This is a genomic window from Pseudomonas sp. R38(2017) (assembly GCF_002112395.1).
GTDB lineage: Bacteria > Pseudomonadota > Gammaproteobacteria > Pseudomonadales > Pseudomonadaceae > Aquipseudomonas.
In genome coordinates this window covers 221,476-234,180 of sequence record NZ_NEHN01000009.1, presented here as the reverse complement: position 1 = coordinate 234,180, position 12,705 = coordinate 221,476, and the positions used below count along the sequence as shown (strand labels likewise).

The 12,705-nt window shown below is 51.9% G+C and carries 12 protein-coding genes; all 12 read right to left on the bottom strand.

Going from position 1 to position 12,705, the window contains the following annotated elements; all coding sequences use genetic code 11:
• Nucleotides 1-18 precede the first annotated feature (18 nt).
• The 12 genes from CAF87_RS22925 to CAF87_RS22875 all read right to left on the bottom strand — a co-directional run bounded on the left by CAF87_RS22925 (nucleotide 19) and on the right by CAF87_RS22875 (nucleotide 12,596).
• Nucleotides 19-489 (bottom strand): hypothetical protein, encoded by a 471-nt coding sequence (locus CAF87_RS22925; protein WP_085733190.1) that lies wholly within the window; start codon nucleotides 487-489, stop codon nucleotides 19-21.
• 88 nt (nucleotides 490-577) lie between these two features.
• Nucleotides 578-1,015 (bottom strand): immunity 22 family protein, encoded by a 438-nt coding sequence (locus tag CAF87_RS22920; protein WP_256576043.1) that lies wholly within the window; start codon nucleotides 1,013-1,015, stop codon nucleotides 578-580.
• A 390-nt stretch (nucleotides 1,016-1,405) separates the two neighbouring features.
• Nucleotides 1,406-2,026, bottom strand: a complete 621-nt coding sequence (locus tag CAF87_RS22910) for a hypothetical protein (RefSeq protein WP_085733188.1) — start codon at nucleotides 2,024-2,026, stop codon at nucleotides 1,406-1,408.
• An 83-nt stretch (nucleotides 2,027-2,109) separates the two neighbouring features.
• The gene (locus CAF87_RS22905; protein WP_085733187.1) at nucleotides 2,110-2,496 is read right to left on the bottom strand and encodes a hypothetical protein; all 387 of its coding nucleotides are present in this window, start codon (nucleotides 2,494-2,496) and stop codon (nucleotides 2,110-2,112) included.
• Nucleotides 2,497-2,605: 109 nt separating this feature from the next.
• Entirely contained in the window at nucleotides 2,606-2,917 is a 312-nt protein-coding gene (locus tag CAF87_RS22900; protein WP_085733186.1) for a hypothetical protein, read from the bottom strand.
• 114 nt (nucleotides 2,918-3,031) lie between these two features.
• Entirely contained in the window at nucleotides 3,032-3,460 is a 429-nt protein-coding gene (locus CAF87_RS22895) for a hypothetical protein (protein ID WP_085733185.1), read from the bottom strand.
• On the bottom strand, nucleotides 3,457-3,765 hold the full coding sequence (locus CAF87_RS29085; protein WP_139831744.1) for a hypothetical protein: 309 nt from the start codon (nucleotides 3,763-3,765) through the stop codon (nucleotides 3,457-3,459). Before CAF87_RS29085 ends, CAF87_RS22895 begins: the two co-directional genes overlap by 4 nt.
• A gap of 246 nt (nucleotides 3,766-4,011) precedes the next feature.
• Nucleotides 4,012-4,356 carry a hypothetical protein gene (locus CAF87_RS29080; RefSeq protein WP_139831743.1) on the bottom strand — a complete coding sequence of 115 codons (345 nt, stop codon included), beginning with the start codon at nucleotides 4,354-4,356 and terminating at the stop codon, nucleotides 4,012-4,014.
• A gap of 1 nt (nucleotide 4,357) precedes the next feature.
• Nucleotides 4,358-9,178, bottom strand: coding sequence for an RHS repeat-associated core domain-containing protein (locus CAF87_RS22890; protein ID WP_256576042.1), 4,821 nt, complete (start codon nucleotides 9,176-9,178; stop codon nucleotides 4,358-4,360).
• Nucleotides 9,175-9,918, bottom strand: a complete 744-nt coding sequence (locus CAF87_RS22885) for a DUF4123 domain-containing protein (RefSeq protein ID WP_085733184.1) — start codon at nucleotides 9,916-9,918, stop codon at nucleotides 9,175-9,177. Before CAF87_RS22885 ends, CAF87_RS22890 begins: the two co-directional genes overlap by 4 nt.
• A complete protein-coding gene (gene tssI, locus CAF87_RS22880) occupies nucleotides 9,908-11,950 on the bottom strand; it encodes a type VI secretion system tip protein TssI/VgrG (protein WP_085733183.1) in 2,043 nt (680 codons plus the stop codon). The genes CAF87_RS22885 and tssI overlap by 11 nt, the downstream gene beginning before the upstream one ends.
• A gap of 130 nt (nucleotides 11,951-12,080) precedes the next feature.
• Nucleotides 12,081-12,596 (bottom strand): Hcp family type VI secretion system effector, encoded by a 516-nt coding sequence (locus CAF87_RS22875; protein ID WP_003226246.1) that lies wholly within the window; start codon nucleotides 12,594-12,596, stop codon nucleotides 12,081-12,083.
• Between the last annotated feature and the right edge of the window lie 109 nt (nucleotides 12,597-12,705).

The following is a 12,705-nucleotide window of genomic DNA, read 5'->3' as shown; positions in this document are numbered from 1 at the left end:
TTGTTAACTTTGGTTGTGTTAGAGGTTGGTGATGTTGTCTGGGCCTCCACTGTTGATAAGTATTTTGATCCGACGATTGAAGAGTTCAAGCTCTTCAGGAATGTTGTGGGTCTCAACTGATTTTTTGAGAAAGGACATTGTTGCCGAGACTATTTGTTTTTCATTATTGTCAGCGTCTCGGATCAGATCGAATCCATCCTTCGAAAGATGGGGGTGCTTGGTTCTTAAGTAGTAATAGCAGCCGATGTTCTCAAGAAGGTCGTGTGCATCGGCTATCGTAAGTTCTACAGTGCTTAGATACGAGCTAAATGCGTTTTTCAGTACATTTGTGGAGTTATTCAGTGATTTTAAAAATACGCTCGAATCCTGCCAGTTTCTGATATGTAGCTGAGTTCCCCAGTCGGGGTCTCTCGTGAAATACTCTCCTTTGCCCCTAAAATAATCTGGGAACTCGTGTTTGCTTAGTGCAATTTCAAAGTTGCTCGTCATTGTGCGTACTTAGTTTTTCATATGAAAAGGGGGAAGATTTATTTTTGCTAAAGAAAATAAATCTATTCCCTTTGGATTAGGTTTGTCGCTACTCTTTGTATGTGAATGTGCCTCTGAAAGTGATTTCTTTGCCTCGGATTACGCGGGCTGGTGGATTGCCTTGAAAAGTGAAGTCGTATATTGCAAGAAGAGTGTCTATCGTTTGATTGGTAGGCTGAATATTATTTGATTTTATGTCTGAGGATATATCGGAGTCGTAAGAAAAGCCTTTAATTGCGCTCTCGAGAGAGTTGGTGTTTTCGACTTTGTCGGCTTCGATAAAATCATTATCTATAAAGCCAAGTGAAAACGCATTTGTGAACTCGCATCCAAGCGAGTCTCCATCTTCTGAATATGCCGGCAACATTATTTCCTGGAGTGTTGACGGCTCCCAACCAGTTTTTGCAGTCCAGATTGAGACTGTTTTTGTTTCTACCATTTTTTGTGCCTTAATTTTTGAGACCTGAAGGAAGGGAGTCAACGCCACCGTCTAGTCTTCTGCCAGCCCATTCATTGAGTCCTTGGCGGAACTCGCCATAATCTTTCGAATTGTCAATTACTTTAAGTATTTCATTATGTGCTTTTGTAGACCCTTTGCCTCCATGATGACCAGTAGGGTTTACAAATTTCACGTCACTAATTGCGGTCCGTAGCTCATATATCTGTTCAGCACTCACGCCCCAGCGCTTGAATGTGTCAGCTCTCGAAACCATGTGCCACTCATGCATTCCTCCCGGGTATCTCAGCCGATCTTTAAAGAGTAAAAAGGGGACAGATTTATTTTCTTTAGTCCCCTTTTGGTCCTAAAAATAAATCTGTCCCCTTTTGGTCGACTTGGTTGTTTTGGGGTGTGATTATTTTTGCTTTGGTGGCGAATCTACTTGTTGTAAGTTCGATAACCCGCTTCGAAATTACTGGTGGTGTGAATGTTGCTAAATGTGGCATCGAACAAGCCTGAGAGCGGCGGTTGAATAGGTTTTTCCTGTGAGTTTAATTTTTCTAGTGAATCTTGTAGTTTGGAATAGTTCTCTATGTATTTGTGGTCTGAGGGGTTAAATTCAAGTTTTATTTTTTTTGGCGAGATGATTGAGAGATTTATCAGTATCTCGGGAGTTGAGCAGGATCTGCCTCCGATGTCGTAAACTTTATCTCCGATATTTAATTCGTGCCCGAGGCGCTCATGAATAAGATATCCCTGTTCTTGGTTTGGTAGTCGTAGTAGTTTTTCGTATCCCTTAATTGACTCGAAGTTAATGGTGGCGTTTCTTATTATAAGAAAGCCATCTTCTGTCATGTTTTTCAAAAAGGCAGGGTCTTGCCTGTTAAGCGAGGAGGTTATCGGCTCGTCTATCAAGTTAAGTACAAAATTTGATAGATTGAGGCGAAAACTATCAAGAAAATTTTCGGTTGGAAGGATCCTGATATAGGATTTGATCCCTCCTGCATTGTCAAAGTCGACTGCGCCAAAGGCTTCTGTGATGTCAATTGAAAAAATCATTGTGCTCGCTAGTGTGAAAAGGGGACGGATTTATTTTCTTTAACGAAAAAATAAATCCGTCCCCTTTAGTTGCCGTTTGATGATTATAGCGGATATTCACAGTGCCATGGTGTAGTGAAAAGCTCTGGGTTGATATCGAGTTTTTCAAGTAGAGTGTTGATCTCATCCTCGGAGTTCATGGCTTCTATTTTTTCGATAGTAATATCGCGATCATCTATACCGTCGCTTGTTTCAAGTGTTTCGGTCGGGATTGTAAAAATTACAGCAGTGTACCGGGAGTTTTTTGATTGTTGGATGAAATCGTAGTATTGGTTTGGGTCGTTGGTGAAGGAGTATTTGTAAATGGCATACACTGAAATCCATTTTCTTATTGATGATTCTTCGGATTCTAGCTCTTGCGCAATGTTGTCGTAGCTTGTCCCGTTAAGCCCATGCCATACACTTCGTGGGATATGTTTTTGCGCTTTCATTTTTTTCCCTCGAACGTGAGAAGGGGGGATTTATTTTTTTTCGCGAATGATAAATCTGTCCCCTTTGATTTCAAAAAAATCTCCCCATTGTTGGCTGTCTTTTGGATTTCTATGACTGTATTATTTCAATGATGCCGGTTTTTGATTTTATATTGGTTTCCATTAGCGCTTTGTCTGGTCTTGGTTTGTTGTCTATTAGTTGTAGAAACCAGTTTGCGTCGAGTATTTCAAATATTCTATCCCAGCGTGGTTCTCTAGCAATTGCTTCGGGTAAGACAATTCCATTGAATCCATAGCCGTTGCCTTCAATGAAAAGGAATGAATTGGTCTCGTAACAATATCCAATAATTTTGGGCCACTCAGGGCTGTTTGGTATCTCAGGTTCGAAATCCTTTTTGCCAATCACGTAAAAATTTTGCATTATTCCTCCGAATGAAAGGGGACAGATTTATTTTTTTATTGTCTTTAGCGGAAAATAAATCTGTCCCCTTTTTACTGTCCCCTTTTTACTTTCAATTTTATCCCTTTGTTTGGTTTATGACTTGAAAGGGAAGGTTTCTCCGGTTATTGCTATTCCCGCTGTGGTTGTGCTGATGCTGGTTATATTATTTATTACTAGCTTTAGATTGTTGGTGTTTGGGAATAGTGAAAATAATAGATCGAAGTATAGGTAATTTTTGATTAGCTCAGTGGCTTGTTTTGGACTTTTTTTGACTAGTTCTAAAAAGTCTGGGTATTGCAGCTCTTCAAGTTCAGGTATTTCTGGGAAGCCTTGTTCTGCGTCGTCAATTTTACACTGTTCAATAAATGAGTTGGCGCATTTTATAAAGCTGACAGGTAATTCGTTGAACTCAGCTGTTAACTCGTAATTTTTTGTTTGTAAGTTTGTCGATTCGCCAAATCCTAGACTTCGATATCCGACAGAACATGGATTGATTACCTCACCTTCTGATGTGAATTTCATGGGGTTGTCCCTGGTGGAAGTAAAGTGATTGTTCCATCTTTTTCCAATGTAATAGACCCAGATGGCTTGTACTCTTGTCCAGCTTTCGGATCAAGACCTGATCGAGTTCCTGAACGTTGGAAAAATTCTTCTGGTGATTTTATTTCTTCAATATTAGCGGTTTTGTTTCCTGGCACGATTCGAGTTTTCTCAAGAGAAAGGAAAGCCTCTTGGCCCTCAAATTTTCCTTCTAGTGCTTTCACATGCTTGCCAGCTTGGTTGGCATTGAGGTGGCCGAAACCAACATCTAAATCGCTACCTGGCAAGTTGTCACCTCGTACCCTACTTCCGCCAACAGAAAAGGGGGCGGATTTATTTTCTTATTGCTTTTAACGAAAAATAAATCTCTACCTTTTGGTTGGTTTTTAATTTGAGTTCTATTTTAGAATTGCGCACTACTGGGTTTTTTTAGAAGGTTTTCAAGTTCGGGATAGTGAAAAGAGTGAAAAGGGACAGATTTATTTTCTTCATCGATAAATAAATCTGTCCCCTTTGACTTTGTATCTTTTAATTTATGCTTCAAGCATAAAGTCTTCGATTTTCTTAATGTATTCCGTCTTATTTTTTGTTCTGAATTCCCCTAGGAATATTTCAGAGTTTTTTAGAGGTTTTCCTTTGTTGTCATACTTGATTGTTAAGAAATCAACTACAAACTCCCCTGATGGATCTCCTTCCGGTTCAACTCTGGAGTCAAAGCAGTGTCCCGTAGCTCGTCGAACTCCACCTAGTAATACTGAACTGCTAAACCACTCTGCAGTTTCAGGTGTGAGGTCAACCTCGAAAAGGTTGTTGATTGTGATTGTCCATCCACTAGGTACTCGTAGGGGTTGGAGTTCGTATTCAAGCTTGGTTTTCATATTATTTGGTTTTCCCCATATATTTTTGAACTTGCTCTGGAGAGGCTGGGAAACTGTGTATTACAGGCTCTCCTGCTTTTGTTAGTTCGATTCTTACCCAGTTGGTGAGCTCTCCGTTGTTGTAGCCCACTGGGGTTTCCGATCGATAGAACATATATCTTGATCCTCCGTGATCGAATACGTTTCCATCGCGTACTGCAGCATACGCAGCTTGTTTTTCAAATCCACTAACATTGTTTGCAATATCTGGTAAGTAAGATGCTTCGGGCTTTCCGTCTCTGGTTCCTTTGCCAAGACTCATTGATCGAGCTTGCTCTGCGGATTGAGCATTTGTATGTTTTGTTGCATGCCGGCCGTCAGGGCGTTTAGCGTCATATATGTCAGACCTTAACTCTTTTCGAGTCTGATAGTCGGTGGTGTCAACTTTTTTTGGGCAGACGTTGCTGTTCAACCCCAGCGGATCCACCCACCCCGTTGGGTTAGGCACGTACTGGTAGTTATTCAACCCGCCCGCAAGCTTGATTGGATCCGGTGTCAAAAACCGCCCAGTACCCGGATTGTAGTAGCGGTATCGGTTGTAATGTAACCCCGTCTCAGCGTCGAAGTACTGACCTTGGAATCGCAACGGATTGTCGATTTCGCTGACGTCCAGCGCGGCAAGGTTGCCGTAGGCGCGGTACTTCGCGGACCACATGATTTCGCCACCGTAGTCAGTGAGTTCCTGCGGTGTGCCCAGATGGTCGAGCTGGTAGTAGAACGGCGTTGCCTTGCGCGGGCCTTCGCCGTCGAGCATGGCCAACGGGCGGAAGCTGCCGGGTTCGTAAATGTAGGTGCGATAACGGTTGTCGCCGCTTTCGGCGATCATGCGTTCGCCTTGCCACAGAAACTCGGTGGTTTGGCCATCGACGGTTTTCTCGATGCGGCGACCGAAAGCGTCGTACTTATAGGACGCGGTGCTGCCACCCGGTAGGCTCGCGCCGATCAGTCGATGCTGGCAGTCATAGCGGTATTCGGTGACGAGCTTCTGCCCGGTGCCACGGCGTTCGCGAATCAGGTTGCCAAAGGCGTCGTAGTCGTAATGGCGATCACCCTGCATCAGCAGGCGGTTGCCTTTGACGTTGGCGAGGTTGGCTGTGCCTTCGTTGTTCTGGCCGAGCAAGTTACCGGCCGGGTCGTGGGCGAAGCTTTCCGGTGTCGCGCCACGTACGCTGGTCAAGCGGTCCAGCGGGTCGTAGTGGAAGCTGCGATTGCCTTTTCGGCTGTCGTCGATGCCGGCGAGGTTGCCGTTGGCGTCGTAGTTATAGCGACGCTGGAACAGGTTTTTCTCGCGTTGGCTGACGCTGTGCGCTTGCAGGCGACCTTGTTCGTCGTACTGGTATTGGCTGAGCAGCAGTCCCTGCTGGCGCTGTTGTTCGCGACCGGCGCTGAACTGGTGGCTGGTCAGGCGTGAGCCGTTGAGGTCGATGCTGCTCAGACGTCCGCCGGACAAATGGCGGTAGTCGAGTGTGCTGCCGTCGGGGAGGCGGCAGTGACTCAGTTGTCCGACGCTGTTGTATTCGTAACGTGTGGTACCCCAGCCCTGATGCTCGGTGATAAGGCGATCCTGCACGTCATATTCGTAGGCAAGCGGCCAGTGGCCGTCGTCGACATTCACCAGACGGCCCAGAGCGTCGTAGCTGTAGTGAATCTCTTCGCCATCGGCGAGGGTTTTCACCAGCAGTCGTCCGGCAGCGTCACGCTGATACTCGGTAACCAGTTCACTGCCGTCATCGCCGAATTCGGTTTTCTTCAGCAACTGGCCGTTGAGGTCATATTCGTACGAGGTGCGGCGGCCGTCGAAACCGGTTTCCTGCTGGATCAGGCCGTTCGAGTAGTAGTCGAGTTTGTAATGCTCGCCGCGTTCGTTTTCGATTTCAGTGAGCAGCAGGCCCGCGTTGTCGTAGCGATAGCGTAACTGGCTGCCATCCGGGTTGATGCGGCGGCTGACCAGATGCAGGTTGTCGGCGTATTCGTAATGGGTAATGCGGCCGAGCTCGTCGCGTTCGGCGGTGACGCGGCCGTACGGGTTGTAGGTGAAGGCCCGGGTGGCACCGCCGGGGAGGGTGACCTGGGTCAGGCGGTCGACGGCATCCCATTGATAATGGGTAATGGCGCCGAATTCGTCCTGCCGGGTGATCTGGCGTCCGAGTGCGTCGTAGCGATACTTGCGCTGACCACCGTCCGGAAGGCGCTCCTCCAGCAATTGACCGAGATTGTTCCAGCCCAGTTGATGACGGCTGCCATCAGGGTGATGAATCTCCAGCAAGCGGCCCTGGCGGTCGTAGCTGTAGTGGGTTTCGTTGCCCTGCGGGTCTATTTGCTGGGTGATGTCGCCTTGTTGATTACGGTCGTATTGCCAACGGGCCTTGCCACGTTTGACTTCAATCAGTTGGCCGTCGAAATAGTTGTAGTGGGTCGGTTCTTCTTCCGGCGGGATGACAGCCATCAAACGTCCGGCATCGCTGTATTGATACTCGGTGATGGCCCCCATTGGATCTTTTACAGCAACCAGACGTCCGTCATCGTCATAGGCATTTTGCGTTTCTGCACCATCGGCAGCGGTTTCGCTGATCAGGCGGGCATTTTCGTCGTGCACATAAACCTGTTCACTGCCATCGGCGTTGTGGACCGTCACCGTGCCTTTGTCATCCCACTCGTAGCGAGCTTCCAGTTGGGAATAGTTGGCCCAATGACGTACGCAGCGGGAGAGCTTGCCTTCACGTTCCCATTCCCAGAAGAAACTGGCGCCACCTGCCAGTTGCCGCTCAAGAATGACGTGCTGATCGTTATAGCGGTAATGCTCGGTTTCGCCTGCAGCGTTGGATGCTGAGATCAATTGATTGCGAGCGTTGTAGCGATAGGTGACGAGGGTCTGAATGGTCAGCCACGGGTCCTGGCGCTCACCGCGCTCGTCATACTCGGAACGCTGTTGTTGCTGGTCCACGGCAACGATATGGCGGTCGTCGTAGCGCAACAGAAAGGAACGCCCCGCACCGTTATCGATGCGCTGGATTCGACCGACCAGGTCATAACTGACGTGCACCTGGTTTCCGTACGAGTCACTGATCGTTGTAAGGCGGTCTGCGCGGAAATGATAAAAGCGCGGTTTTGCCCCCGCTTGGGTGAGGATCAGTTCACCCGGTGCCTCGCCCAGAAAAATGGCTGCTTGAGCCAGACTGTTGGTGATGGCCGGCCGTTGTTCGGTCGGCATCGGGAAGCGGGTCTGACGGTTTTCGTTGTCAGTCCACAGCACGCCCTCATTGTTGATTTGCAGGCGATGGGACAGGGAATGGCTCCAGCCATGGCCGAGACGCCCGTCGATTTCAACCGCGCTGCTGCGGTAGAGGCGCGTCCATTCAATCGGCAGCAGACCACCCAACACACCGTCAGTGAGCGTCAGCAATTCCTCGCCGGTAACCATCGATACCGGTTCACCGTTGGTGCAGGTTTTATCGGCGCACTGAGCGGGTTTATCGGCCGGGTTCTTCGATTGATCGGGTGCGTTGTCTACCTTCTCCTGTTGTTGGGCACGGGTGCTGTTCTCTTTCTTGCCGCGTGCATGAACCTGAGCATCTGTCTCCACGGCCCCACCCGAGACGGGCGGCTTTTTCTTCGGTGGTGTGGCGGTTTCTGCGGGTTTTGGAGGCGCGATTTCGATACTTGCCTTCCGCGCCTGATTGAGTGGCGAGTTGCCGTTGAGCATCAAGGGCTTTGCGCTATCGGCGTGGCCTGTCGCATTCTTTTTGCTGATTTTCATCAGCATCGAGGTGAAGTCCTCGATCAGCTTCATGACCTTGCCGCTGTTTCTTGCGGCGTTCAGGCCTTTGGTGCCGATACGGACGGCCAGACCGATCCCGCCCGTCAAGACGATACCGATCAGGATGTTCAGCAGCACTTCCGTGGTCAGTTCCGTCAAGACCTCAGTGCAGGTCTGCGGAGGCAGCATCTTGACCCACGCGACGATCGCCGCGACGTAGATCCACATGAGTGGTTCGTCACTGGCGATCAGCAGTGCTGTTTGGATGGCTTCTTTCGAAGCGTTATAGATCTTCTTTATCTGTTCTTCGGTGAAGAATTTTTTGAGCTTCTCGTAGTTTTCCCGAGGATGCGCAACCAGGTCGTAGAGGCTCTTGATGTCCCCCCACAGCCCCATGATTGCCTTGAGGAATCCCTTCCAGGCCGACTCCAGCTGTTGCAATGCCCGTCCACCCATGGATGCATTGGTGTGCGCTTGCCAGAGCGGCAGAAAATCGGTGGTCCACTCGGTTTGCAGCCAGCCGCTCAAATCCCCGATCACGCCTTGATAGGAATTGAACAGGCTGTCGATCTGAGCTTTGGTGGGGTTGGGGAAGAAAGTGATTTCGTATTGTTGGTGCGGTTTGAGGCCTGTGACCTCCAGAATCCCGCTGGGTCCGATTTTGACGTTGATCGCTTGACCGACTTCGTTTTTGCCGTAGAGCTTTCCATCCTCCACCGGCACCAGTCGCACCGGCGTATTGCCGATAGGAACGAAACGCGCAGATTCGAAACTGTGAACCAGCTTCAGTTTGCCGTTGGCAGGGCAGTTGGCATAAAGGGTATTGGCCTTTTTGCTGTCCTTGTCTGCGGTGCCGACTTCGTCGCCGACCTTGAACTGCTGCTCTGCATCCAGAATGCCGCCGTACCAGGCTTCGGCATGTTCGCGGTAGTCATTCAGACACTTTTTGAAGTCGCTGATGATGGCCTGAGCATCAGGCTGTTTTGCATTGAGATTGGCAACAATCTCACCCATCAAAATGCTCATACAGCCACCTCACTTTCCAGATGGGCCTTCAGCAGGCCAGTAAAATTTTCTTCCGTGAGTGGCGTGCGTTTTACGAAGCGCGCCACTTTCTTTTGCAGGTTCGATTCCGGGAACGAAAAGTACAGGTCGGCATGTTCGTCCAGCAGCCACTGCATCATGTTGCCGATCACGGTCGACGGATTTTCGGCCATCAAGCTGTCCAGCAGGTCTTTCGGCACTTCCCACCACGGCCACTCCTTCACCTTCGGCACCACCCTCGGGCCGACTTCCAGGCTGCGGCCATTGATCAGATACCGCTCAAACACCGGCAGAACCTCCCCGGCGCTCTCACCCAACCCTTCCAGAATCGGATAGATATGCCGCCCATCCCAGAACCGGAAAAACACCTCGGTCCCGTCCGGCATCTTCACTTGGGTCAGGCTGCGCAGGTGTTCGAAGACTTCGTTGGGTTCGGAGCGGGAGACGGCCAGCCAGCCCCAGTCGAGGGCGTCGGTTTCGGTGATCCAAGGCAGGAAGGCCGAGTTGGCCTTGAGTTCGGCGACGTAAGGCATCACCGGTTGCCAGGTGGCGTAGGGTGTTCCGCCCCAGACGGGGATGGCCTGGACGGTGGGTTCGCTTTGGTAGAGGGTCTTGAGTGCGTCGGCATCGCTGGCGGCACTGACGATCAAGTACAAGCGCTCGTCTTTTTGCAACGGCTGTTGTGCCAGCCAATCCTTGGGTGTCAGTCGATTAGATGGCACAGGCACCTACCTTGCATTTTTCGCATTCTTCACAGAACGGCGCGTTGCGTTTGAGCGTATTGATTTGCGCCGGGGTCAGTACGGCACCTGCCTTGTCAGCGTCGGCCTTTTTCAGCACGCCGGGCAGCAGCGGGGCTGCGCCGGAGCCGCTCCCCGGCCCACCGCCGGAGTTGATGTTGATCGCCGGCCCGCTCATGGTCACGCCGCCGCCATCGATCTTGATGAAGCTGCCACCGCCGACCAACGTCAGCTCAGCCCCGGCCTCCAGCACGACTTTCATCCCGCTGCTCAGGTGAATTTCCTGCCCGGCGTCGATGAATTGCCCGGTGCCGATCTTGATGTGCTGGTTCACGCCCACGGTCAGGTGGTCGTTGGCGCGGGCTTCGACTTTGCGGTCTGCGTAGACGGTGTGGTGTTCTTCGGCCTTGAATTCCGTGTAGCTGTTCTTTTCCACGACGTCGTGGCGTTCGTTGCCGACGCGGATTTTCTGGTCGTGTTCGATGTTCTCGTCCCAGTCGCGCTGGGCGTGGAGGAAGATCTGTTCCTGGCCTTTCTTGTCTTCGATGCGCAGTTCGTTGAAGCCACCGCCACCCATGGAACTCAGGGTCTTGAAGGTGGTGCGCGTCTTGTTCGCCGGCAGCGCGTAGGGGACGGTGTTTTCCTTGTGGTACAGGCAGCCGCTGATCAGCGGCTGGTCGGGATCACCTTCGAGGAAGGTGACCAGCACTTCCATGCCGATGCGCGGGATGGCGATGCCGCCGTACTGGGCGCCGGCCCAGGCGCTGGAGACGCGCAACCAGCAGCTGGTCTTGTCGTCGGCCTGGCCTTCACGATCCCAGTGGAACTGCACTTTGACGCGTCCGTATTCGTCGCAGTGGATTTCCTGGCCTTTCGGCCCGGTGACCACGGCGCTCTGGCTGCCGAGGATGCGCGGTTTTGGGTGGTGCAGGGGCGGGCGGTTCGGCACGTCCCATGGGGTGGCCTGGAAACGGTTGCGGTAGCCCTGATGGAAGTCGTCTTTGAGCGCGGTGGTGTCGCTGGTCACCGACTCTTCCAGCACTTGCGGCTGCTTGCCTTCGTGGTGGACTTCGGTGAGCAGCCACAGGTCGTTCCACTTCGCTTTCGGGTGTTCTTTCAGCGCGAGGAAATGGCCGCTGACCAGCAGCGGCTGGTCGCTCTTGCCTTCGGCAAGCTGGAAGTCGCTGCGATGGCGCTCGAGGGCACGTTTGGCCAGGTGTTTGCCGCGCTCGCGGTCGACGAAACGGCCGGGGTAATCGTAATCCTCGAGGTCGGGCAGGGCGTCGCCACGGTTTTCGCTTTCGAGGGTGATGCGCGGTTTTTCGAAGTCGTAATCGCGGCGGGTGGTGCGGCTGGTGCGGGTTTCCAGGCGCAGATCGAAGCGCTTGATCACCGGGTCGCTGGCGACCATCCCGGAGTCCTGCTGATAGGCTACCGGCGCCAGTTTGTGGAACACCGTCTGGTCATCGCCGAACACCAGTTTGTGGGCCGTGGCGCTGTGCTGGAAGTGGTAGTGAATGCCTTCTTCTTCGCACAGGCGCTGGATGAAATGCAGGTCCGATTCGTCGTACTGCACGCAGTAGATACGATCGGGGTAGATCGACCCGGTCTGGAACTCATAGGCGTTGCCCTGGATGCCATGTTCTTCGAGGACCTTGCCGATGATTTTCGGCACGCTGAGGTTCTGGAAGATCCGCTGGTTGATCCGGTGCGCGAGGTACGCCAGTTGCGGGCGCAGGGTCACGGAATAGCGCGTCAGGCGCTTGCCGGAATCGCCTTGCGCGGCGCGGTAAATCAGGCCGTGGATGCCGCTGCCGTCGGGCGATAGCTGCAAAAAGGCCGGTTTGTGCAGCAGGGTTTCGAGGTCCAGCGACGGCTGCTCACTGACCAGCTCCACCTCGAACACAAAAGGCTGGCTGATGGCTTCCCGACCGGTGAGGGTAAACACCTGAACGTCGTTGGAAAGCCCTTCGATGGTCAGGGCAAAGTGAGTTTCATTGGCCGGCGCGAACATCCCTTGTTCCTCGTGCTGTACAGCGGCGTTCGTCGATGACCGCCAGGCGGATCAACGCACGCGAAATTCTGGAGGGCGTAAACAACATCGACCAGCAGAGCTGGCCGATGCTTGAAACGATCAGCCGTAATTAAACGACTGGAGCACGCCAGTCATCGGAACCCGAAGTACCGGATACTTCGTGGGTCCAGGTGATTTTGCGGTAGGTGAACTGCACTTCTTCCAGGTGGGTGAAGTGCGAGTTGCCTGGATCCTGGCAGTTGTGCATTTTGTTGTTGATGGCGACGATGATCGCGTCTTCCAGTTTGGTGGTGTAGTAGTGCTCTTGAGTACCTTGAGCCGAAGTGCGGTACCACTGGATAACGATTTCGCTCATACGCTCGCCGGAGGTCAGAGCGGCTTGCAGCAGAGGCGAAGCCTTGTCGTAGACCTTGGTGATGATCACTGGCTTGTGAACGCGCTGACCGGTTGGCTGACCGGATTGCGGGTCACGCGGGATGATCACGTCGTGGCTGAACGCCTGAACCATGACCTGGTCTTCGTGACCTTCCTGGTAGGTGTTGCCAACGGAGTCGGCAGTGAAGGCGCCGGCAGTGATCAGGCCTTGTTTTTCGCCGGTAACCGACATGTACGCTGGTGTTGCCATGGGATGCTCTCCTTGCGGATAAAGTTAGGGTGCCCGGGAGGCGAAATCGCCCGGTGGGTGCCTGACTGTTATCAAGGAGCGTGCCAACATTTTCGAAGCCTCGTAAAAC

What these genes read in the sequence shown, in the direction of transcription:
- CAF87_RS22925 (WP_085733190.1), bottom strand. Translation starts at nt 489, where the DNA reads ATGACGAGCAACTTTGAAATTGCACTAAGCAAACACGAGTTCCCAGAT.
- CAF87_RS22910 (WP_085733188.1), bottom strand. Translation starts at nt 2,026, where the DNA reads ATGATTTTTTCAATTGACATCACAGAAGCCTTTGGCGCAGTCGACTTT.
- CAF87_RS22905 (WP_085733187.1), bottom strand. Translation starts at nt 2,496, where the DNA reads ATGAAAGCGCAAAAACATATCCCACGAAGTGTATGGCATGGGCTTAAC.
- CAF87_RS22900 (WP_085733186.1), bottom strand. Translation starts at nt 2,917, where the DNA reads ATGCAAAATTTTTACGTGATTGGCAAAAAGGATTTCGAACCTGAGATA.
- CAF87_RS22895 (WP_085733185.1), bottom strand. Translation starts at nt 3,460, where the DNA reads ATGAAATTCACATCAGAAGGTGAGGTAATCAATCCATGTTCTGTCGGA.
- CAF87_RS29080 (WP_139831743.1), bottom strand. Translation starts at nt 4,356, where the DNA reads ATGAAAACCAAGCTTGAATACGAACTCCAACCCCTACGAGTACCTAGT.
- CAF87_RS22890 (WP_256576042.1), bottom strand. Translation starts at nt 9,178, where the DNA reads ATGAGCATTTTGATGGGTGAGATTGTTGCCAATCTCAATGCAAAACAG.
- tssI (WP_085733183.1), bottom strand. Translation starts at nt 11,950, where the DNA reads ATGTTCGCGCCGGCCAATGAAACTCACTTTGCCCTGACCATCGAAGGG.
- CAF87_RS22875 (WP_003226246.1), bottom strand. Translation starts at nt 12,596, where the DNA reads ATGGCAACACCAGCGTACATGTCGGTTACCGGCGAAAAACAAGGCCTG.